Consider the following 21,039-nt stretch of genomic DNA (forward strand, 5'->3'; position numbering starts at 1 on the left):
CTTTGAAAAACAATATGTCGCTTAATGCGGTGTCCAGTCTTACTGGAGCAGATCATTCTTTTTTGAAACAGCCCTGATCCAACATGTGTTCTATTAGCAAGTTAATGTGGCGATAACAATCTTTAGCAGCTTTTATTTTATATCTTTGGCAGAGGTCTGCACGAATGTAGGTCAAGCTAAGAATTAGTTCGTTCGTCTCGTCATTGTTAAAGGGCACATATATTAGTTCGACGTACTGAACCAAGGTAAGCGAAAGTTGTTTTTGCTGGCTTTTACTCTGATTATTTATATATTTTCTTATCAATTCATATATATCAAAACGAAGAAACTTAGACAAAAATATGAGTCTGTCTTCATAGTTTAACATAGTATGCCCTTGTTGATAGTTTCAACTACCTTTAGTGTAGTACTTGAATGTAATTAATCTAGTGATTGCAAGGCCTTTTTCTATATGAAATATTAGATGCAAGGTGACACTTGGATGTGATCCCACAAATTGTGGCTGTGGTACAAGATCGTCGTCCTGAGTCGGCAAAAGATATAGTTTTCCCTGATGCTTGCCCTGTATGTAATTCTGCAGTGGAGCGCGTAGAGGGCGAAGCTGTAGCGCGTTGTACTGGCGGTTTAGTGTGTCAGGCGCAGCGTAAAGAGGCACTTAAGCACTTTGTGTCTAGAAAGGCGCTGGATGTCGATGGCCTTGGCGTAAAGGTGATAGAACAGCTTGTGGATCGCGAAATGGTCGAAACGCCAGCGGACCTGTTTAAGTTGAGCGCGGGCGTGATTACGGTTCTTGATCGTATGGGACCTAAATCGGCACAGAATGTAGTGAGTGCGCTTAACAAAGCGAAAGACACGACATTGGCACGCTTCCTTTATTCTTTAGGAATTCGAGAAGTCGGTGAAGCGACGGCTATGAACTTAGCTCAGCACTTTAAAACGCTAGAGTTGGTTCAAGCTGCAACTCATGAGCAGTTGGTTGAAGTGTCAGATATTGGTGACATCGTAGCAAGTCACCTCACGAGCTTCTTCTCACAAGAGAAAAACAGAGCAGTAGTCGACCAACTTATCGAGCTTGGAGTTAACTGGCCTGCAATTGAAGCTGTTGCGGATGATCAAGAGCTACCGTTAGAAGGCAAAGTAGTTGTGTTGACTGGCTCACTTTCTAAATTAGGTCGCAGCGAAGCGAAAGCTGCTTTGCAAGCTTTAGGTGCAAAAGTAACCGGTAGCGTGTCTAAGAAAACGGATATCTTATTTGCTGGTGAAGCCGCTGGTTCTAAACTGACTAAAGCACAAGATTTAGGTATCGAAATAAGAACAGAAGAAGATCTAATAGCCCTTATTTCGTAAGTAAATACAGATAAAAAAAGCTCAAAGGCACTCCTTTCAAGGGAGTGCCTTTTTCGTTTCTGATATAAAAGTAATCACTTTTTAATTGTTGAGAAATTTGTTCCTATACGAACTATGAAATCAGGACAGTGATGACGCTCAACATTAATGAAATGTTGTTATAGTTGTTTGCTAAATGCGAGTGATATCAATTTTTAAGAGGCTGCTGTGTTAGTAAGCTTTTGTTTTTTAATGTTTTTACTCTTTGATCCCTCGGTTTTTTCAATTAGTAGATCTGGATCACTAAGTACATGATAAATTTGCACCAACTCATATTTTTTTAGATGAAAATTAAGTTCTCATTGATCTTTTTTTGGGTGAAGTTAGTCTTATTGGCATGGATGCACATTGTGTATAACCAGAAAGGAAATCGAGAATTCGGTGTTTCAGGGTTCTCAAACAAGAAAAGGTATTTCTCTCTACGGCGGCCAACTTTAGGCGGGAAATATTCAAACAGCTATATCCATTTTTAGGAGTTTTATTCCATGGAAAACAAAATTTTCAAACGTACTTTACTTGGTGCTGCAGTTGCGATGATTTCAAGTGGTGCATTCGCATCTGAATCTTCTCAAGTTGGTGTTATCTCAGATTTTAACGTTCAGGCTTACGGTGTAGCAGCAATCTCTGTTGTTAACTACGATTCAGAAAAAACTAAAAACGGCGTAAAAACTGATACAGGTACGGGATACGATTACGAGAATGAATCTCGAATTGGTTTCCGTGCAAGTAAAGACATGTTCGAGAACGTGAACGTATTCATGCAAATTGAATCTGGTTACGTTGGTGAAAACGGTGACGGTGCGACACTAGGTAATCGTGATACGTTCTTAGGCCTGCAAGGTGACTGGGGTAAAGTACGTTTTGGTCGTATGCTGACGCCAATGTATGAAGTAATTGACTGGCCTTATGCTAACCCAGGTTTGGGCGCAGTATGGGACTGGGGCGGCGATGTTAAATACAACCGTGACCGTCATGGTGATATGGCTCGATACGACTCTGCTGACTTGAATGGTTTTACATTCAACCTAGCAACAGGTCGTGGTGACTCTAGTGTTAAAGATAACTACTTCTACGGCGCGGCGGCTCACTACCGTTTAGCTGATACGGTTACTTTCCACGCTGCAGTTGAATCTGAATCAGATCGTGAAACAAAAGCCGCAGGCGCTTCAGCTTGGGGTATTTGTGAGACAGCTGCTGGCTGTAAAGACAAAGGCGGTAATACTGTAGCCGTTGGTAGTAACTTCCAGTCTGCTGCAACTGCTCAAGAGCTTGCTGATACATTCGGTTACTTGATTGGTTTTGAGGCATCACTTCCTGCAGGTTTCGGTATTTCTGCAGCCTACAAAGCGGGTGAGTCAGATGTTCAAGGCGGTGCTAAGTCTGAACAGGCTTCATACTCTGTAATTGGTCAATACTGGAACGGCCCTTGGGGCTTCAAGCTAGGTTACGCGGCTAACCTAGAGTCTGAAACTGACGGTGTTAAAAACGCTGATGAAGATAGCGTAATCTCAGGTCAGCTAATGTACGTTCATAACGGTTTTGTTCCTTACATCCGTCTAGCTCAACGCGATATCAAATCTGATGGCGCACAAACAGATACGTTCGTTACACGTATTGGTTTAGAGTACGGCTTCTAATCGAACCCATGCTTTAAGTAAAGAGATGCGCTGACTTGTTAGTCGGCGCATATTCATTTCTGGCCCAGCCTAAGAAAGAAAAGGCATCGAATAATATTATGGGGAAACCCTCGAGGTTGTTAATATGAAAAAAATAGTTTTAGCATCGATTCCTTTATTCTTAATTGGATGTACAACATTAGATTCTAATAGTGATTTTACAGATTCCGTTAAAAGAATAGAGAGTAAGCAAAATTACCAAATCGTCGTTGGTGAGTCGTTGTCTCCTGATGTGCTTGAAGTTAGACAAGGTCAGCTAGTTAACTCGTCTTTAGAGCTAAATTACGTTACCCCAAACAGTACTGTAACGGTACCTGATTCATACATAACGATGGAGCTTCAGTACTTTAAAAATTACAACGAGTATCGCTCTGTCTTAGTTCAAGGTTCTGAAGGTAAAGTGCCATTAAAACCTTATGCGGCTTCAGCTGAAACATGCAGCGATATATGTACTCAAACACAGTATGTGAAATTTCCTGTATCTAATGAAATCTTCAACGAAGCACCTTTTAAAGATCTAATTTTTGATGTCCAGGTTTCAAATGCGAATAGCATTTCGTTTTCTATTCCTGCTGGCTACATCGAAGCAATCGTAAATACGGGTGATAAAAACGCAACAGCTAAACCAGTGATGGTAGCAGCACCTGTGGTTGCAGTTCCCGCGCTTCAGCAAGAGCCGGTAAGCCAAGCTCAAGAGATGTCAAAATATTGGTTTGAACAAATTCCAACAGAACAAAGAGACTCTGTTATTAACTGGTCTGTAGCAAATCGAAATGGTGTTGTTGATTCTTTAGGTGATAATGTCAAAGAGATTGAAATGTTCGAATATTGGTTTAACAAAGCTTCCAAAGAAGAACGTAAAACGATAATCAAACAATTAATCGAGTTTTAAAGGAAAGGAGCCTAGGCTCCTTTTTTGTTAGTGTAGAACCTTACCATTACTATGCTTGCATATAACGATAGGCATATATTCTACAACACTACTTCCTAAGTCACATTTTATGATCGGTCCAGATGCAGTGCTTCCTACATTTTGGGCGGATACAGAGAAGCTTAAAACTAAGCTAAAAATTAACGCTAGATAACATTTCATAATGACACCTCACTAAAAATCTCTTCAAACAAGAGATATTCATTAGTATGTGAGGTATTTCTCAAAAATCAAAAAAATCAAAAAATTTCCTATGAAAAATAACGAATGCCTATTTTGCTATTTCAAACAGTAACTTGTTGATAGTTGGTGTTTGGGTTTGTTGGAAAATCTAAGCTACTCTCATCATTTGATGTAAAATAGCCATAAACAGCAGACTTTATTTTCGAACATTATATTGCTTCAATTTTTTTGTTTCGGTAGTTAGCATTCCTAGATGTTTGAATAATAGTCTTAGGTTTCTAAATAGTTTTTATGCGATATTTACTTGAGTAATATTATGAACATAAGCGAAGTTGCAAGCCTCACGCAGTTATCACCTAAGTCTATTCGTTTGTATGAAGACAAAGGGGTGATATCTGCACCGTTACGTTCTGAAAATGGTTATCGGTCTTATGGTGAGAAGCAGATCAAGGAACTCGGAATCGTAGCGAAAGCGAGAAGCGCTGGTTTTTCGCTTGATGAGTGTCGTGCGCTTGTTGAATTAGCCGACAACCCATGTCGCGAAAGTGCCGATGTTAAAGCAAAAGCGTTAAGTAAATTGGAAGAAGTGAATAAAAAAATTGAAGACTTACTGATCATTCAGAAGACATTGAAAGAGTGGGTTGAACAATGCCCTGGTGACTCAAATAGCCATTGCCCAATTATCGATTCACTTGTAGAGAAAAAGCCATAAGTTGGTTACTTATGGCTTTGACGGAGGGTTTTCTTGATTATTGTTTAGTAGGGCTTATCGTGAGAACAATGCCATCGACAGCAGTAATCACGACTTCCTCTCCCGCATCAATATCATGTGTACTCATCGCAGACCATGAGCTATCCCCTAGCTTTATCCTGCAGTTACCTTTTTGTACCGGCTCTAACAGGCGAGTCTTTCTTCCAATCAGTTGTTTCTCTCGCTGATTAAGGTCTCGAGTAGAGTCAGATTGCTTGTCACTAGATAGCTGTCTTCTCCACCACAGCCAAGTGGTGATAAGCGAGAAGCTCGCAAAGGATAGCCATTGCATCTGCCAACCGATTGGTAGTGCGCCTAATAAGGCGCCGACCAGCATGGCAGATATGCCTATCCATAAAAAGTAACCAGCGGTTCCAATTAGCTCAAGCGCTAACAATGCTAGGCCAAACGCTAACCAATGCCAGTAGTTTACTTGTTCGAGCAATTCGACCATAAGTTAGTCCTTACTACCCTTGTCATTCTTATGTGCAAACATCTCTGCAATACCCGCAACAGAACCCATTAGTCCAGTCGCTTCGAGCGGTAGCATGATGATCTTACCGTTTTCTGCTTGGCCAATAGACTTCAGTGCGTCGGTGTAACCTTGTGCAATAAAGTAATTGACTGCTTGCATGTCACCTTGAGCAATCGCTGTTGATACCATTTCTGTCGCTTTAGCCTCAGCTTCGGCAGCCCGTTCACGAGCTTCAGCTTGAAGTATCGCGGCTTGCTTTTGGCCTTCTGCTTTTAAGATTTCTGATTGCTTGTGACCTTCTGCTTTCAATATCTCAGCTTGTCGTACACCCTCTGCCTCTAGGATATCTGCACGTTTGTTACGCTCGGCTTTCATCTGAGCATTCATCGCAGCGGTAAGGTCTGCTGGTGGCTGTACGTCTTTGATTTCGATACGTGTAACTTTGACACCCCAAGGGTTTGTCGCTTCATCAACGATATTCAATAATTTGGTGTTAATCATGTCTCGCTGGCTGAGCATTTCATCCAGTTCCATCGAGCCCAGTACAGTACGGATATTGGTGAGAGTTAAATTACGAATCGCGTGCTCAAGATCATTCACCTCATAAGCCGCTTTAGGCGCGTCGATCACTTGAACGAAACACACCGCATCAATAACCACATTTGCATTATCTTTGGAGATGACTTCTTGTGCCGGGATGTCGAGAACACGTTCCATCATACTGATGCGTTGTCCGATTTTATCGATAAATGGAATGATCAGGTTCAGACCTGGTTGGAGGGTTTGTGTATAACGGCCGAAGCGTTCTACGGTCCAGTTATTGCCTTGCGGAACCGTTTTTACTCCGGCGAAAATAAACAATATTGCGACGGCAGTAAAGACGCCGATAGTAATCAATGTATCAATAGCCATACAAAATCCTTTGCAAGTTTAAGTTTTTGATAGTTCAGTATTGATACTGGCTCATATTTAAATTCTGAGCAAATTTATAAATGAGAAATGGGCCATAAAATATTGATTTTATGGCCCATTTTACATTCTATTATTCGATAAACTAATTGATTGAATTGTCAATTTTCGATGAGATATACGATGCTTATCTTTAGTGCTTTTAGGGTTTAGTTAGTAGAGCAGAGAGTACAGCTGTCGGCGGTACTTACTGGCAACTGGGTTACCTTGTCCAAGCGCACTTAAGATATCCATGAATTCTTTTTTCATATCACCATTGCAAGCATTTAGATCTTTTGCAAGGAAAGACCACAACAGTTCCATCGCTTCTTCGTTGCGATTCACTTGGTGATATTGCAATGCTAATTCAGATGCTGTCTTAGCGTCATTTGGGTCTTGCTGAAGAGCGGTTTCTAATGCTTGTATTTCAGGGCTGTCTGCCGCTTGCTTGTGAAGCTCAAGCTTTGCGACTAAGCCTTTATAGTAATTATCTTGGTACTCTAGAGGAATGGTGGCTAGCTGAGTTTCAGCTAGATCAAACTGTTGCGTTTCTAGTAAACATTCTGCGATTGCCAGTTTTACCTCGCCTTTGCTCGTCAGCTCTATTGGCAATTGTTGCATTGCTGCGAGCGCTTGTGCGTGCTCGCCTGCTTGCATTTGCTCGAGAGCCTGACGCAGTGCGAGCTCGTCTTGGCTAGGAAGATGTTTTCCTAACATTTCAACAATCGCTTCTATGCTTTGTGGGCCACCCAAACCATCAACAGGCTGACCGTTAACAAACAGTGCAATAGTAGGGAGTGCTTGTACGCCAAATTGGCTAGCAATTGCCTGCTCTTGTTCACAATTCAACAGAGCTAAAGTAAAAGCGCCGTTGTATTGCTGAGTTAATGTTTGCAGTTCAGGGATCACCTGAGCACTTTCTTGGCTAATTGGTGCCCAAAAGTGGATGAGTACAGGCGTCTGCATTGAGGTTTCTAATACTTGACGAAAGTTCTGCTCATTAAGTTCAACAATATGCGGAGATTGCATTTACGTTCCTTGAGGTGTGTTTTGTGGGTACGTTGCAAATATGGGGGGAGATGCTGGTAACTTCAAGATCTAACTTGGTTATCTCAAATAAAAAGAGCCAAAATAGAAAAACGCTATGCTTCTATGTTGATAGAGTGGTGATCTCAACAGGGAAGGCATAGCGTTATCATTGAGGTGGTCAGTGAGGCATAGCGTAAGATACTCAAAACAGAATAAACAACGTAATCGCCAGACTCACACCGACCCAATTAAGGCGGTTTAAAGTCATGAAATATCCAGATTAGGTTCATCAATTGGGAATAATTGATGAGATAGGACAATCATGACATCTTATTGTTACGGAAAAATTACATCGTTACATTAAAGTTTGCGACTGTTGATGCAAAGTTAGTAATTTATGCTGCTTTTCTCAAAATAGGGTCTAGCAAGCGACTCGGTAGAATTCTTTTCAATACCGCGAACACTTTAGTTGGGGTCGTCACTCGGTATCTGAGTTTGGGCTTATCGGCGGTGAGTGCGTGATAAACCGGTTCAATACAACTTTCAGGCGGGAGAACAAAAGCGTTGTTCGATGATTCTTTTTCGAGTCGGTCTTTTTGTTGTTGATAAGCTTTTTGATGAGCGCTGCCAGCAATGGTGATCCATTTATTGAAAGCTTTCAGGGCATTATTTCTAAATTGGGTTTCTATTGGACCTGGCTGCAATAACGAGATATTAATACCACTGCCATGCAGTTCTAAACGTAACGTATCTGTCCAGCCTTCTAGCGCGAACTTTGAAGCGTTGTAAGCACCACGATATTTCATGGCTGCAAAGCCTAATACGGAACTGTTTTGTACGATTCGACCTTCGCCGCGTTCGCGCATGTGCGGAAGTATCTGACAAACAAGATGATGCCAGCCAAAGAAGTTGGTTTCGAATTGCTCTCTGAGACCTTGGGTTGGTAAGTCTTCTAGCGCGCCAGCTTGACCATAAGCGCCGTTATTGAATAAACCATATAATCCGTTAGGCGCTAGCTCAATAGCAAGTTGTGCAGCTTGTTCAATGCTTTCTTGGTTAGAAAGGTCGAGCTGTATGCAGGTCAGTCCCTCATCTTGCAGACGCTGTACATCTTGCGGATGACGACACGATGCAATGACGTGGAAACCACGCTTTTGTAGTGCATGCGCACATGTATAGCCAATACCCGTTGAGCAACCGGTGATCAGAATCGACTTGTTCACGCTTAATCCTTCATTAGAGTCTTTATCGCTCAAGGGTAAAGAATTAATCTTGATGTTGTAACAAGTTTTTTAAGGCTGGTTCTATTCTTGAGTAACTAAAGATAAATCCTATTTCAGTGAGTTTCTTTGGTTTGGAACGAATGCTGTCAAAGAGCAGACAAGAAGATTCACCCATCAGAAGCGACATTGCCCATTTCGGAGTGAATAAGAAATGAGGTCGGCGTAGTTGCTTGGCGAGTGTACTGCTGAACAGTTTGTTGGTGACAGGGTGCGGGGCACACATATTAAATTCCCCTTGAGCGTGAGGAGTTGACAATAAGTGGTTGATGGCTCTCACCATATCAAGCATGTGAATCCAAGGCATGTACTGTTCGCCTGAACCAAGTGGTCCGCCTACTCCGAGTTTGTAGGGCATTAGCATCTTCTTCAACGCACCGCCATTTTTACCTAACACAATCCCCGTTCTTAGTAGTATCACACGCGTCTCATCGGATTGGGCTCTCTTGGCTATATCTTCCCAGTGCGCGCAGACTTTGTGAGGAAAACTTTCGTCTTCTACTTGTAGTGATTCATCAAATGGGTGTTGTTGTTGATCGCCATAGTAACCGACGGCTGAGCCGCTAATAAAAGCGTGTGGTGGGTTGCTACTGGCATGAATTAATTCGACCAGCTTTTCAGTGATGTGCCAGCGGCTGTTACAGATCCTCTCTTTTTGCTCTGTACTCCAACGCTTATCGGCAATCGGTTCACCCGCGAGGTTGACCACCACATCAAAGTCATTGAGATCACTGAGCTCATCAAGAGATTGAATGTAATGAAGGTTATTCTGGTTCAGGTGATTTAGGTTTTGCTTCGCTTTTTCGGGGCTCCGTGTCAACAATGTCACATCGTCAGTATTCCAACTTTTGACCAATTCAGAACCAATAAATCCCGTACCACCAGTTAACAATATCTTCATACCAATCTCCCTATTAAACATAATTATAGACATGGCTTGTTTTTGAACGCCAATCAATACGAAAAAATCACTATAACGATCATAAGGTTTCAATCGTGTGATACCCAAATTACGCCGTATCAATTTACGAAAGAATGAAATTAAATTCATCAGGTTAGGATGTATACCGCTATCACACTTATGCACTTTACTCCGATATGTTACCAACTGCGTAATATTTGTCACATAAGGAATGATAAGGATTTGCCATGATTATTAGTAATTAATAACCAGACACAATTTCAATGACTAGGAGTTGCGATGACGGCAGTGCTTGCTTTGTTTCGAGCCATGTTAGGTAGCCTAAGGGATCTCTTGCCGATCGTGGCTGTGATTGCTTTCTTCCAGCTTGTTGTTTTGCAAGAACCACTCCCTCATCTGTTGTCTATTCTAACTGGCTTAGTGCTGGTGGTTTTTGGACTGACTTTTTTTATCTTTGGCCTTGAAATGGGTCTGTTCCCAATCGGCGAGTCGATGGCTCAAGCTTTTGCTCGTAAGGGGAGCGTGTTTTGGTTATTGACCTTCGCTTTCTGTTTAGGGTTTGGTACCACCATTGCGGAACCCGCATTAACCGCAGTGGCCGCCGAAGCAGCAGAAGTGGCCGCTGAAGGTGGTGTTATTCCTAACTCTCTAGACGAAATGGAACAGTACGCCGATGGCTTGCGTTTCACCGTAGCATTGTCGGTGGGGATCGCCATCTTACTTGGGGTGCTGCGAATCTTAAAAGGTTGGCCAATTCAGTACATGATCATCGGAGGTTATATTGGAGTGGTGGTGCTCACTGCATTTGCCCCTGAAAACATCATTGGGATTGCGTACGACTCTGGCGGAGTGACTACATCGACCATTACCGTTCCGTTAGTGACCGCATTGGGAGTGGGTTTAGCCTCTGCGATTAAAGGGAGAAATCCGATGATTGATGGCTTTGGATTGATCGCCTTTGCTTCACTGCTGCCGATGATGTTTGTCATGGTCTACGGGATGGTGGTGACATGATCAGTGCTCAGCAATTTATCGACACCTTTCTTGGTACTGTCATGGATGTGATTCCGATTGCGGTGATCATCTTCGGTTTCCAATTAGCGGTGCTGCGCAAGCCAGTTAATAACTTAGGCAAAGTGCTGATAGGTTTCTTTTACGTCATTCTTGGGTTGTCGCTCTTTTTGATGGGGTTAGAGCTCGCGCTGTTTCCTTTAGGGGAGACTATGGCAATGCAACTCACCGAACCAAGTTTTTTGACTGAGTTCAAGGTCAGTTCAGGCCTTGCCTTAGTTTGGTTTGATTATTACTGGGTTTACCTTTTCGCGTTTTGTATTGGTTTCAGTACCACGATAGCCGAGCCTTCTTTGATCGCCGTTGCTATTAAGGCAAACCAAGTTTCCGGTGGCAGTATCAGTGTTAACGGGCTGAGGATCTCCGTGGCGTTAGGCGTAGCGATTGGCATATCGCTAGGTAGTTATCGCATCGTGGCTGGCGACCCTATCCATTACTACATCATTGTTGGTTATGTCATTGTGGTGATTCAGACCTTTTATGCTCCCAAATTGATTATTCCATTGGCTTACGATTCTGGTGGGGTTACGACATCAACGGTGACGGTTCCTTTAGTGACGGCACTTGGGTTGGGACTCGCGTCAACGGTGCCAGGAAGAAATCCGCTAATTGATGGCTTTGGGTTGATTGCTTTCGCGAGCTTATTTCCAATTATATCCGTGATGGGGTATGCACAAATAACGCAATGGCTAAACCGATCACAATCCTCTAAGGAGAGCAAAGATGCGCTTTAAACTTATCTTAGCGTTTGTAGAAGAGAGCAAGACCGATATCGTGCTCGACGCCGCGCGTGATGCGGGTGCAACAGGGGCAACCGTGATTAACAATGCCAGAGGGCAGGGGCTAAACCAAAAGCGCACCTTCTTTGGGTTAACGTTAGAGGTGCAAAAAGATGTGCTGCTGTTTGTCGTCGAGGAGCACCTAGCTAGGCATATTCTAGAAACTATCGGTGAAGTCGGGGAGTTTGACCAAGAGTCAGGGCAAGGGATAGCAGTGCAGATCGATGTCGAAGATGCAGTCGGGGTCGCGCACCAAGTTGAAACATTAACTAAGGTTGTGGAGGACGAGTTATGAGTGGCAGTGAAAAAATCCGAGTAAGCGATGTAATGGCTAATACGTATGTGATTATCGATGGACTAACCACTGTGTTGGAAGCGATAGAGATGGCTAAGAAGCACAAAGTGAAAGCTATCATTGTCGATAAGCGCCACGAAGATGACGAATACGGCATCGTATTGATGAATGATATTGCCAAGAAAGTACTGGCTAAGAACCGTTCTCCGAAGCGAACCAATGTTTATGAGATCATGACCAAGCCAGCGCTAAGCGTGTCTGCCGATATGAATGTGAAGTACTGTGCACGCTTGTTTGAGCGTTTTGGTATCAGTCGTGCCCCTGTGGTCAGTGACCATAAAATAGTCGGTATGGTTAGTTACAATAATATCGTGATCAACGGTATGGCGAGAGATGACGTGTAGCTGTTAGATACGTACAATAGGCTCATAAATTTTATGGAGAAGTACGTGTGAAATTATTTTTTGCTTCAGACCTACACGGTTCGCTGCCAGCAACAGAAAAGGTATTAGAACTCTACCAAGCGTCTGGTGCGCAATATTTAGTGCTATTGGGTGACATTCTGAATCATGGTCCAAGAAACCCGATCCCTGAAGGGTATAACCCGCCAGCGGTTGCAGAGAAGTTGAATGCGTTTTCTCAAGAGATCATTGCCGTTCGTGGTAACTGTGATAGCGAAGTGGATCAGATGTTGTTGTCTTTTCCAATGATGATGGATTACTCGTGGGTGCTATTAGAATCAGGCCAACGTATCTTCCTAACCCATGGCCATTTGTACAACACCAATAAACGCCCTGCGCTGAAGGCGGGCGATATTATTGCCCATGGTCATACTCATATTCCTGTTGCTGAATACCAAGATGAGATCTTTATCTTTAATCCTAGCTCGGTGACATTCCCACGAGATGGTCACGCGGCTAGCTACGGTGTATATGAAAATAAAACGTTCAAAGTTATTAGCCTTGAGGGTGACGTAATTGTGAGTGGCGAGCTTTAAATAAACTCAATCGGCGGCGTTAGAAAAGGCTTACTTTGAGTCTACGTGGCCGAGGTCTCTGTCTGGAGCAATGATGTTTCTTACTCTTTGCTTCAGAACTTTAGCCTCAGGAAAACCGCCGTCCGCTTTTCTTTCCCAAATCTGTATTCCATTACAAAAAACCTCAAATCGACCTCCGGTATCTGGGTGTAAACTCACTTGCTCTATCTCTTCACTGAAAGTATGCAGTAATTCTTGGCATAACCAACTAGAACGAAGCATCCAATTGCATTGACGACAATAGTGTATTGCGATGGTTGCCTTGGTGATTGATGCACTTACCGAGCTTGGTTCTGTATTCATAGATATCCCTAATAATTCTAAAACAGTAGTTTGATGCCAACGGCTAACAAAAAAGGGGCATCATGCCCCTTTCTATTGGTATATCGTTTAATGATATACAGTAAATTACTGTTGAGTTTTAGCTCAAACTGGTTTTAGTTTGAGAACAAAACAGTAGAACCATGATTTAGGCTAGTGAGCAGCAGTGCTTTCTGATTAATAATATCAATGCGTCGGCTTTGCTCTGCATCCATCTTAATCACTTGAGTGATCAGTTCTAGCTGCTCTTCCGAAAAATCTTGGCGCTCAGCAGAAGTCACATCTTTAAACTCCGTTGGCGAAATCAGTAAATAGTTATCGTTGATATCCCACTGACCTGTTTCGGAGATATTGATGACGTTTGCGGGTGCAGTCTGAGTGCTATACAACCTAACCACGGACATTCTCAAATACGTACCATTTGGTAGGTATTTTGCATTCGATGACAACTCAACTTTACGCAGTGGTCCGATTGAATCCTCTTGCTTGAGATCGCTAATCAGCGTCACCATTTTCGATTGCCATTCGTGTTGTGTCAGCAAACGCTCTACTTTTGCATCGCTACCCCAGTACAACCAACCGCTAAAGAAAGCAGAGATAACCAGTAAAATAATGGATACTTTTAATTTCATGTTACTGACCACCGTTACAAATGTCGTTTACATCCGACTGGTTTGCGTAAATTCTTAGAGTTACATTCTCGCTCGAGTAATCTTGAGGGTGAATATAGTTTAGAGCTAGATTGTTACCTTGCCCGCCTGTTGCAATCACCTCAGTTGGCTTTAGCATGCCTGTGTGGTTGGTGTTGTAACGCAATACACATTTCTCTATCGCTGGTAGCCAACTAGTCAGAGTCGGGTGGTTAATAGGTGTTTGAACTTTGACACCATTGACCTCTGCTAATGTTCGAAACTCTGACTCTGCTGGGTTCGTTAACGTCAAAACGAGTACTGGCATGATGAAAGCGACAAGCAGTATTCCAAACGTTAACCATTTATTCGGGCTTTCAGTTTTAGGTTTAGCCTGATGGGTCACCTGTTCCGATTCGACATGAGGCTCTTGAGCCTTTGCAATTGGCTCTGGGTCGATAGTTTCAGTGATGACCTCATCAGCTAATGTGGTATTAGCAAATGTTAAGATAGGTTCTACGTCATTTTCTGCAATTTTAGCTGTTGTTGGCTGATCGTTTGATGACAGTGGTGCTGAGCGTTCAACAGTCGCAATAAATTGGTAACCGCGTTTAGGAACAGTCTTAACAAATGCCGGAGACTTGGTTGAGTCTTTTAGCATTTTTCTGAGTGTTGATACCGCTTGCGTTAAGCTGGAGTCGTCCACCTCAAAGCCTTGGTCTCGCCAAACATATTCGTGTAATTCGTTTCGAGTGATAACTTCATTGGGTCTTTCTGACAGCATTAGGAGAATGCGGCTTTCATTACTGCCAAGGCGTACGACTTCACCGTCGCTCATCTGATCAACAAGTGAGTTGCTATTTGGGTCGAATACGAACCGCTGTGCGAGAATAAACTTTGTGCCGATATTACTCATTGAATTCTTCTATTTTAGATGATTTGGGGTGTGAAATAGACAAATCTCAGGTGAAGTCCTGTTAATTCTTCACCAAATCATGGCTTCTTTTATGTTCTTTTATATTTATAACACTCAAGGATAATAAAAACAGATCAAAAAAACAGTGTTTTTATGCTTTTTGACCTTGAATTTACATTTGTCATCCTCATGTTAATGAAGAGAAGAGTGGCATAATGTGCAACGCCCCTATGGTTATTCAACATAAAGTATAGATGTTTTGGAGTAAAAATGAGCGAAACGGCAACGCAAAATAAAGAGACTCGTGGCTTTCAATCTGAAGTAAAACAACTACTTCATCTAATGATTCACTCACTGTATTCAAATAAAGAAATCTTTCTACGTGAGCTGATCTCTAACGCATCTGACGCGGCTGATAAGCTTCGTTTCCAAGCGCTATCAAATGGCGACCTTTACCAAGGCGATGCTGATTTAGGTGTGAAACTTTCGTTCAACGCTGAAGCAAATACTTTAACGATCTCTGATAACGGCATCGGTATGAGCCGCGACAACGTTATCGAGCATTTGGGTACGATTGCTAAATCAGGTACGGCTGACTTTTTCTCAAAGCTGTCTGATGACCAAAGCAAAGACTCTCAGCTTATTGGCCAATTTGGTGTTGGTTTCTATTCTGCATTTATCGTTGCAGACGCAGTGACTGTTCGCACTCGAGCAGCTGGACTTGCTAATGACCAAGCCGTGCAATGGCACTCTGCGGGTGAAGGTGATTACACTATCGAAGACATCACGAAAGAATCTCGTGGTACAGACATCATTCTTCATATGCGTGAAGACGGCAAAGAGTTCTTAAATGAATGGCGTCTACGTGAAGTGATTGGTAAGTATTCTGATCACATCGGTATTCCTGTCTCTATCTTCACAGCGGTGAAAGATGACGAAGGTAAAGACACCGAAGAGAAGCATTGGGAGCAAATTAACAAGGCTCAAGCGCTTTGGACTCGTAACAAGTCTGATATCGAGAAAGAAGAGTACCAAGAGTTTTACAAGCACGTATCTCACGACTTTGCTGATCCACTAACCTGGAGCCACAACAAAGTTGAAGGTAAGAACGACTACACAAGCCTGCTTTATATTCCTGCGAAAGCACCTTGGGATATGATGAACCGTGATCATAAGAGCGGCTTGAAACTATACGTGCAACGTGTGTTTATTATGGATGACGCAGAGCAGTTTATGCCATCTTACATGCGCTTCGTTCGCGGCTTGATTGATTCAAACGATTTACCATTGAACGTGTCTCGTGAAATCCTTCAAGATAACAAAGTGACTCAGTCTCTTCGTGGCGCATGTACTAAGCGTGTACTCACTATGCTTGAGCGCATGGCGAAGAATGACAACGATAAGTACTTGGAGTTTTGGAAAGAGTTCGGCCTAGTATTGAAAGAAGGCCCAGCAGAAGACATGGCGAACAAAGAAAAAATCGCTGGTCTACTTCGTTTCTCATCAACGGAAGTGGATTCTGTTGAGCAAACCATCAGCCTAGCTTCTTACGTAGAACGTATGAAGGAAGATCAAGACAAGATCTATTACCTAACGGCAGACAGCTATGCTGCAGCTAAGAACAGTCCACACTTGGAGCAGTTCAAAGCAAAAGGCATTGAAGTGGTTCTAATGTACGATCGTATTGATGAGTACGTAATGAATTACCTGACTGACTTCGACGGCAAACAGTTCCAATCGATCACTAAAGCGGGCTTAGACCTAAGCAAGTTTGAAGGCGAAGAAGAGAAAGAGAAGCAAAAAGAGACAGAAGAAGAGTTCAAATCTGTTGTTGAGCGCACTCAATCTTACCTAGGTGGTCGTGTTAAAGAAGTTCGGACTACGTTCAAGTTAGCAACAACACCTGCGGTTGTGGTGACTGATGACTTCGAAATGGGCACGCAAATGGCTAAGCTTCTTGAAGCTGCGGGTCAAGCTGCACCTGAAGTTAAGTACATCTTTGAAATTAACCCTGAGCACGCACTTGTGAAACAGATGGCTGATGAAGCGGACGAACAAGCGTTTGGCCGTTGGGTTGAGCTACTACTTGGTCAAGCTATGCTGGCTGAAAAGGGCTCAATGGAAGATCCGTCACAATTCTTAGGTGCAATCAACGAACTACTGACAAAACGTTAGTCTTTCGACTTTGGGCTAAGCTCATAATTATAAATAAAAGCTCGCTAATGCGGGCTTTTTTTGTGAACGTCGCTTAACTTCATCGAAATGTCGCTAAAGTTGCTAATGAGACGAACGCAAACGCTGTCGATACATTCTTTAGTCTTAATTTCAGCAAAATTGAATATTAATGTGATAGAATGCTCGACCTAATCAGCTGGCACTATGAACCTATCATCTCCAGTTGTATGATTTTTAAACGTTATACCGAAACTTACCGTTTTGCTTCTGTTTACAGTTGTGCTTAGCCTCAGTTGTTACTTAACCTCTCTTGTTCGACTTAAATTGAACCAGAAAGGCGGGATAGTGAGCTTCGGTATAAATCATAATTTTTATAAGAGGATTAAACATGCGCATCATTCTTCTAGGTGCTCCTGGCGCGGGTAAAGGTACTCAAGCTAACTTCATCATGAACAAATTTGGTATCCCTCAAATTTCAACTGGTGACATGCTACGTGCTGCTATCAAAGCGGGTACTGAGCTTGGTAAGCAAGCAAAATCAGTAATCGACGCTGGTCAGCTAGTTTCTGATGAAATTATCCTTGGTCTTATCAAAGAGCGTATCGCTCAAGATGACTGTGAGAAAGGTTTCCTACTAGACGGTTTCCCACGCACAATCCCTCAAGCTGATGGCCTAAAAGAAATGGGTATCGCAGTAGACTACGTTGTTGAATTCGACGTAGCTGACGATGTGATTGTTGAGCGTATGGCTGGTCGTCGTGCTCACCTTCCTTCTGGCCGTACATACCACAATGTGTACAACCCACCTAAAGAAGAAGGTAAAGATGACATCACAGGCGAAGAGCTAGTGGTTCGTGATGACGACAAAGAAGAAACAGTTCGTGCACGTCTAGGTGTATACCACGATCAAACAGCTCCGCTTATCTCTTACTACGGTAAAGAAGCTGAAGCAGGTAACACTAAGTACCTTAAGTTCGACGGTACTAAGCAAGTTGCTGAAGTTAGTGCAGAACTTGAGAAAGCACTAGCATAATTGGCTAACAGCCAGTTTTAGAATTTGATATATTGGAAGCGACCTTAAGGTCGCTTTTTTTGTTTCAATTTTTAGTCATATACCAATCTAGATAAACTCGATTGTGCACTGTTTCCGTGGTACGGCTTAGATTCGCGCGGCTAACGATCAATGTGATGTTGTGATCACCTAGGTTAAGAACGATTATTCTTAAATTTAGTGGCACAACAATGATCTTAAACTTATGTAGATTAGTATATTACGTTCCAGAAAATCACATATTGGTCTCAGGTATCTATGGAAAATAATAACAAGCAGGGCGTTTTACTGGTGAACTTAGGAACACCAGACTCAGCGACCCCAGCTGGCGTTCGTCGATTTTTGAGTGAATTCTTACACGACAAGCGAGTCGTAAACTTAACGCGTTGGTTGTGGTGTCCTATTTTACATGGGGTGATCTTACCGATTAGAGCGCCGAAAGTGGCTAAGCTGTATCAGTCTGTTTGGATGGATGAAGGCTCACCACTGCTTGTGTACTCTCAAAGACAAGCCGAAAAGCTCCAGAAAAAATTACAGATACCCGTAGCGCTGGGTATGACCTATGGTAACCCAAGCCTTAAAACGGGCGTTGAGCAATTAATGGATCAGGGCGTTGAAGACATCATCGTATTGCCTTTATATCCTCAATACTCAGGCACAACCACAGCGGCCGTATCTGATGGCTTAACCAAGGCCTTTAAGCAGATGCCAGTGATTCCGAGCTATCGCTTTATTCGCGACTACTACGCGCACCCAAGCTACGCAAAAGCATTGGCTGAAAGCGTGCGTAGCCATTGGGATAAAAATGGTAGAGCCGATCATTTAGTTTGTTCTTTCCACGGTATTCCGAAACGATTGGCTGATGAAGGCGACATCTACCCACAGCATTGTGAAGCGACAACAGAGCTCCTTGCTGCTGAGTTAGGCTTATCAGCGGACGATATCACCATGACATACCAATCTCGATTTGGTCGAGAAGAGTGGTTGAAGCCATACACTGACGAGACACTTGAATCATTGCCAAGCAAAGGCATCAAAAAAATCGATATTATGGCGCCTGCATTTTCTGTGGATTGTTTAGAAACGTTAGAAGAGATTTCGGATCAGTGTAAAGAGACCTTCATTGACGCTGGTGGCTCAGACTTTAGCTACATTACGTGTCTGAATGATAGAGACTCGCACATCGATATGATGGCGGAGTTAGTGGCGCTGTATCGTTAAATACGACTTCGCCTAAACTGTCATGCACATCTAAAAATAACAAAAGGGCTGCTCATTGAGCAGCCCTTTTTGATCTGGATGTTTCTTCTTGAAATAGGTCTAGATATTAAGCAACCGAAGTTTCTGCTTTTGGCTCTGCTTCAAGCATCATGTTGCTTTCTACGCCATGCATCCATGATACAAGCTTGCCAGCACAAAGAAGAAGTAAGACGCCACTTATGGTCGCTGTAATTGCGATACCACCGAAGATAGACATTGCGCCAAGCTCACCAACGTGAGAACCCACAAGGCCAGCTACGTAGTTTGCGACAGCGTTGAAGCCAAACCATGCACCCATCATTAGCGATGCGAGACGAAGCGGAGCTAACTTAGTGACCAACGACAGGCCAATAGGAGATAGACAAAGTTCGCCAAGGGTATGGAAGAAGAAAGCACCGACTAGCCACAGCATTGATGTTTTCACTGTTAGGTCGCCACCTTGCTCCATTACAGCGCCCATCATGCACACAAAACCAAGAGCTAGGAAGAACAAAGCCATTGCAAATTTCACTGGAGAATTTGGTTCACGCTTACCAAGCTTAACCCAAAATGCAGCAATGATTGGTGCAAGTGTAATGATGAAGAATGGGTTCAGAGATTGGAACCACGCCGCTGGGACTTCAAAGCCACCAATCATGCGGTCAGTATATTGTTGAGTATAGATATTCATCAGACCGCCAGCTTGTTCAAAGCCCGCCCAGAAAACTATGACGAATAGACCCATAACCAGAATAACTTTTAATCGATCGAACTCTTCTTTGGTTAGTGGCGTTTTTTCTTTTGATTTGTTCAGTGCTTTTGCTCGCGCAGCTGCGGGCACTGAACCAATGTTACCTAACCAAGATTGAGCCATTGTCATTTGCATGATTAAGCTAATAACCATACCAATACCAGCGGCTAAGAAACCTGCTTTCCAGCCGAAAGAGTCGACAGCAGCGCCTGAAATCAAGCCACCTAATAATGCACCTAAGTTGATGCCCATGTAGAAAATGGTGAATGCACCGTCACGGCGGTTATCGCCTTCTTGGTATAGGTCGCCAACCATGGTCGAGATGTTTGGCTTAAACATACCGTTACCACTGATAAGTAGTGCTAAACCTAGATAAAGAGCATTTACTTGGTCTAAGCCAATAGCGCCATTAGGAAGAGCGAGTGTAAACTGGCCGAGTGCCATTAATACACCACCCACTAGGATCGATTTACGTTGTCCTAAGTAGTTATCGGCAATCCAGCCACCGATCAATGGCGTGATGTAGACTAAGCCAGTGTAAATACCGTAGAGATCAAGTGCGTCTTTCGTTGACCAACCAAGTCCACCGTTGAGGGTCGTGTCAGTCAAAAATAAAACAAGGATGGCACGCATCGCGTAGTAGGAGAAACGTTCCCATAGCTCTGTGCTAAATAATAAAAATAGGCCTCTAGGGTGGCCAAAGATGTTGTGATTGCTTGGCATAAGTTTTACTAATTTTAGGTATTAAAAGATTTTATAGTCATTCATGTATACACAGTAGGGTAAAAGTCTGCAATAGGCGTATTTTGTGGTCACGATAACTTGGTTTTGCTAAGGTGTTGATATTAAATAAATTTACTTTTAATGCGGCCCATTCTACTTGTGCTGCAAACTAATTTTCCATATTTGACCTGGTTGGTTAGTAACCTTTTTTAAAACCCTATCCAATAAAAATGTTTAGATCTATTGCCCTAGCCTATCGTTATGATCTTATAGGGAATGTTATTCACATTATCTGCGATATACATATGCTTACAGCAATGAGTCTTTTGATCTCTAAATGTTCCTTGTACAATGACTGACCAAATTTTTTACCTATGACTTTTTGGTTGATAAGTCTGTCTGTTGCGCGTAATTTCTCGCTTATCAGGACTCATTTATTAACGGCGACTAAACTGTTTTAGGCTGTGGTTAA

Annotated in this window: 20 protein-coding genes and 1 pseudogene; 12 read left to right on the plus strand and 9 right to left on the minus strand. The window is 42.8% G+C overall.

Annotated elements, in window-relative coordinates:
• Positions 1-480: 480 nt before the first annotated feature.
• The 4 genes and pseudogenes from AB6E08_RS16540 to cueR all read left to right on the plus strand — a co-directional run.
• Positions 481-1,347 (plus strand): annotated as a pseudogene (locus tag AB6E08_RS16540) (helix-hairpin-helix domain-containing protein); the annotation flags it as partial.
• Positions 1,348-1,871: 524 nt separating this feature from the next.
• The gene (locus AB6E08_RS16545) at positions 1,872-3,023 is read left to right on the plus strand and encodes a porin (protein WP_372064761.1); all 1,152 of its coding nucleotides are present in this window, start codon (positions 1,872-1,874) and stop codon (positions 3,021-3,023) included.
• Between the two features lie 124 nt (positions 3,024-3,147).
• Positions 3,148-3,954: a DUF2057 domain-containing protein gene (locus AB6E08_RS16550; protein WP_102250402.1), complete on the plus strand. Its 807-nt coding sequence runs from the start codon at positions 3,148-3,150 to the stop codon at positions 3,952-3,954.
• Positions 3,955-4,492: 538 nt separating this feature from the next.
• On the plus strand, positions 4,493-4,888 hold the full coding sequence (gene cueR, locus AB6E08_RS16555) for a Cu(I)-responsive transcriptional regulator (protein WP_009847356.1): 396 nt from the start codon (positions 4,493-4,495) through the stop codon (positions 4,886-4,888).
• A 37-nt stretch (positions 4,889-4,925) separates the two neighbouring features.
• Here cueR and AB6E08_RS16560 read toward each other — a convergent pair whose 3' ends face one another.
• The 5 genes from AB6E08_RS16560 to AB6E08_RS16580 all read right to left on the minus strand — a co-directional run bounded on the left by AB6E08_RS16560 (position 4,926) and on the right by AB6E08_RS16580 (position 9,560).
• A complete protein-coding gene (locus AB6E08_RS16560) occupies positions 4,926-5,381 on the minus strand; it encodes an NfeD family protein (RefSeq protein WP_009847355.1) in 456 nt (151 codons plus the stop codon).
• A 3-nt stretch (positions 5,382-5,384) separates the two neighbouring features.
• Positions 5,385-6,314, minus strand: coding sequence for an SPFH domain-containing protein (locus AB6E08_RS16565; RefSeq protein WP_009847354.1), 930 nt, complete (start codon positions 6,312-6,314; stop codon positions 5,385-5,387).
• Positions 6,315-6,524: 210 nt separating this feature from the next.
• Entirely contained in the window at positions 6,525-7,379 is an 855-nt protein-coding gene (locus tag AB6E08_RS16570; protein WP_372064765.1) for a co-chaperone YbbN, read from the minus strand.
• Positions 7,380-7,774: 395 nt separating this feature from the next.
• Positions 7,775-8,602, minus strand: coding sequence for an SDR family oxidoreductase (locus AB6E08_RS16575; RefSeq protein WP_102250399.1), 828 nt, complete (start codon positions 8,600-8,602; stop codon positions 7,775-7,777).
• Between the two features lie 43 nt (positions 8,603-8,645).
• Positions 8,646-9,560, minus strand: coding sequence for a TIGR01777 family oxidoreductase (locus AB6E08_RS16580; RefSeq protein ID WP_017096851.1), 915 nt, complete (start codon positions 9,558-9,560; stop codon positions 8,646-8,648).
• A gap of 300 nt (positions 9,561-9,860) precedes the next feature.
• Here AB6E08_RS16580 and AB6E08_RS16585 point away from each other — a divergent pair, with 300 nt between their 5' ends.
• Genes AB6E08_RS16585 through yfcE form a run of 5 tightly spaced genes read left to right on the plus strand, consistent with a single transcriptional unit; the run spans position 9,861 to position 12,723 of the window.
• Positions 9,861-10,595, plus strand: a complete 735-nt coding sequence (locus tag AB6E08_RS16585) for a DUF1538 domain-containing protein (RefSeq protein WP_017096852.1) — start codon at positions 9,861-9,863, stop codon at positions 10,593-10,595.
• The gene (locus AB6E08_RS16590; RefSeq protein WP_017096853.1) at positions 10,592-11,386 is read left to right on the plus strand and encodes a DUF1538 domain-containing protein; all 795 of its coding nucleotides are present in this window, start codon (positions 10,592-10,594) and stop codon (positions 11,384-11,386) included. The genes AB6E08_RS16585 and AB6E08_RS16590 overlap by 4 nt, the downstream gene beginning before the upstream one ends.
• Complete coding sequence (locus AB6E08_RS16595; RefSeq protein ID WP_009847348.1) at positions 11,376-11,726, plus strand: P-II family nitrogen regulator; 351 nt, start codon at positions 11,376-11,378, stop codon at positions 11,724-11,726. The genes AB6E08_RS16590 and AB6E08_RS16595 overlap by 11 nt, the downstream gene beginning before the upstream one ends.
• Positions 11,723-12,130, plus strand: a complete 408-nt coding sequence (locus tag AB6E08_RS16600; RefSeq protein WP_009847347.1) for a CBS domain-containing protein — start codon at positions 11,723-11,725, stop codon at positions 12,128-12,130. The genes AB6E08_RS16595 and AB6E08_RS16600 overlap by 4 nt, the downstream gene beginning before the upstream one ends.
• A gap of 47 nt (positions 12,131-12,177) precedes the next feature.
• On the plus strand, positions 12,178-12,723 hold the full coding sequence (gene yfcE / locus AB6E08_RS16605; RefSeq protein WP_102250398.1) for a phosphodiesterase: 546 nt from the start codon (positions 12,178-12,180) through the stop codon (positions 12,721-12,723).
• 30 nt (positions 12,724-12,753) lie between these two features.
• Here yfcE and AB6E08_RS16610 read toward each other — a convergent pair whose 3' ends face one another.
• The 3 genes from AB6E08_RS16610 to AB6E08_RS16620 form a co-directional block, all read right to left on the minus strand.
• A complete protein-coding gene (locus tag AB6E08_RS16610; RefSeq protein ID WP_269336989.1) occupies positions 12,754-13,065 on the minus strand; it encodes a SelT/SelW/SelH family protein in 312 nt (103 codons plus the stop codon).
• A gap of 134 nt (positions 13,066-13,199) precedes the next feature.
• Positions 13,200-13,715, minus strand: coding sequence for a regulatory protein ToxS (locus tag AB6E08_RS16615; RefSeq protein WP_029223803.1), 516 nt, complete (start codon positions 13,713-13,715; stop codon positions 13,200-13,202).
• Between the two features lies 1 nt (position 13,716).
• A complete protein-coding gene (locus tag AB6E08_RS16620; RefSeq protein WP_372064771.1) occupies positions 13,717-14,628 on the minus strand; it encodes a transcriptional regulator in 912 nt (303 codons plus the stop codon).
• Positions 14,629-14,898: 270 nt separating this feature from the next.
• On the opposite strand from AB6E08_RS16620, the gene htpG reads away from it, so the two are divergent.
• From htpG to hemH, 3 genes are all read left to right on the plus strand, one after another.
• A complete protein-coding gene (gene htpG, locus AB6E08_RS16625; protein ID WP_372064774.1) occupies positions 14,899-16,803 on the plus strand; it encodes a molecular chaperone HtpG in 1,905 nt (634 codons plus the stop codon).
• A 388-nt stretch (positions 16,804-17,191) separates the two neighbouring features.
• The gene (adk, locus tag AB6E08_RS16630) at positions 17,192-17,836 is read left to right on the plus strand and encodes an adenylate kinase (RefSeq protein ID WP_009847341.1); all 645 of its coding nucleotides are present in this window, start codon (positions 17,192-17,194) and stop codon (positions 17,834-17,836) included.
• Between the two features lie 276 nt (positions 17,837-18,112).
• On the plus strand, positions 18,113-19,075 hold the full coding sequence (gene hemH, locus AB6E08_RS16635) for a ferrochelatase (RefSeq protein ID WP_017100871.1): 963 nt from the start codon (positions 18,113-18,115) through the stop codon (positions 19,073-19,075).
• Positions 19,076-19,181: 106 nt separating this feature from the next.
• Here the strand turns inward: hemH and AB6E08_RS16640 are convergent, their stop codons facing one another.
• Positions 19,182-20,567 carry a peptide MFS transporter gene (locus AB6E08_RS16640; RefSeq protein ID WP_012604544.1) on the minus strand — a complete coding sequence of 462 codons (1,386 nt, stop codon included), beginning with the start codon at positions 20,565-20,567 and terminating at the stop codon, positions 19,182-19,184.
• Positions 20,568-21,039 lie beyond the last annotated feature (472 nt).

The organism is Vibrio sp. 10N.247.310.24 (assembly GCF_041467175.1).
Classification (GTDB): Bacteria; Pseudomonadota; Gammaproteobacteria; order Enterobacterales; family Vibrionaceae; genus Vibrio; species Vibrio tasmaniensis_A.

What these genes read in the sequence shown, in the direction of transcription:
- AB6E08_RS16545 (WP_372064761.1), top strand. Translation starts at nt 1,872, where the DNA reads ATGGAAAACAAAATTTTCAAACGTACTTTACTTGGTGCTGCAGTTGCG.
- AB6E08_RS16550 (WP_102250402.1), top strand. Translation starts at nt 3,148, where the DNA reads ATGAAAAAAATAGTTTTAGCATCGATTCCTTTATTCTTAATTGGATGT.
- cueR (WP_009847356.1), top strand. Translation starts at nt 4,493, where the DNA reads ATGAACATAAGCGAAGTTGCAAGCCTCACGCAGTTATCACCTAAGTCT.
- AB6E08_RS16560 (WP_009847355.1), bottom strand. Translation starts at nt 5,381, where the DNA reads ATGGTCGAATTGCTCGAACAAGTAAACTACTGGCATTGGTTAGCGTTT.
- AB6E08_RS16565 (WP_009847354.1), bottom strand. Translation starts at nt 6,314, where the DNA reads ATGGCTATTGATACATTGATTACTATCGGCGTCTTTACTGCCGTCGCA.
- AB6E08_RS16570 (WP_372064765.1), bottom strand. Translation starts at nt 7,379, where the DNA reads ATGCAATCTCCGCATATTGTTGAACTTAATGAGCAGAACTTTCGTCAA.
- AB6E08_RS16580 (WP_017096851.1), bottom strand. Translation starts at nt 9,560, where the DNA reads ATGAAGATATTGTTAACTGGTGGTACGGGATTTATTGGTTCTGAATTG.
- AB6E08_RS16585 (WP_017096852.1), top strand. Translation starts at nt 9,861, where the DNA reads ATGACGGCAGTGCTTGCTTTGTTTCGAGCCATGTTAGGTAGCCTAAGG.
- AB6E08_RS16590 (WP_017096853.1), top strand. Translation starts at nt 10,592, where the DNA reads ATGATCAGTGCTCAGCAATTTATCGACACCTTTCTTGGTACTGTCATG.
- AB6E08_RS16595 (WP_009847348.1), top strand. Translation starts at nt 11,376, where the DNA reads ATGCGCTTTAAACTTATCTTAGCGTTTGTAGAAGAGAGCAAGACCGAT.
- AB6E08_RS16600 (WP_009847347.1), top strand. Translation starts at nt 11,723, where the DNA reads ATGAGTGGCAGTGAAAAAATCCGAGTAAGCGATGTAATGGCTAATACG.
- AB6E08_RS16610 (WP_269336989.1), bottom strand. Translation starts at nt 13,065, where the DNA reads ATGAATACAGAACCAAGCTCGGTAAGTGCATCAATCACCAAGGCAACC.
- AB6E08_RS16615 (WP_029223803.1), bottom strand. Translation starts at nt 13,715, where the DNA reads ATGAAATTAAAAGTATCCATTATTTTACTGGTTATCTCTGCTTTCTTT.
- AB6E08_RS16620 (WP_372064771.1), bottom strand. Translation starts at nt 14,628, where the DNA reads ATGAGTAATATCGGCACAAAGTTTATTCTCGCACAGCGGTTCGTATTC.
- htpG (WP_372064774.1), top strand. Translation starts at nt 14,899, where the DNA reads ATGAGCGAAACGGCAACGCAAAATAAAGAGACTCGTGGCTTTCAATCT.
- adk (WP_009847341.1), top strand. Translation starts at nt 17,192, where the DNA reads ATGCGCATCATTCTTCTAGGTGCTCCTGGCGCGGGTAAAGGTACTCAA.
- hemH (WP_017100871.1), top strand. Translation starts at nt 18,113, where the DNA reads ATGGAAAATAATAACAAGCAGGGCGTTTTACTGGTGAACTTAGGAACA.
- AB6E08_RS16640 (WP_012604544.1), bottom strand. Translation starts at nt 20,567, where the DNA reads ATGCCAAGCAATCACAACATCTTTGGCCACCCTAGAGGCCTATTTTTA.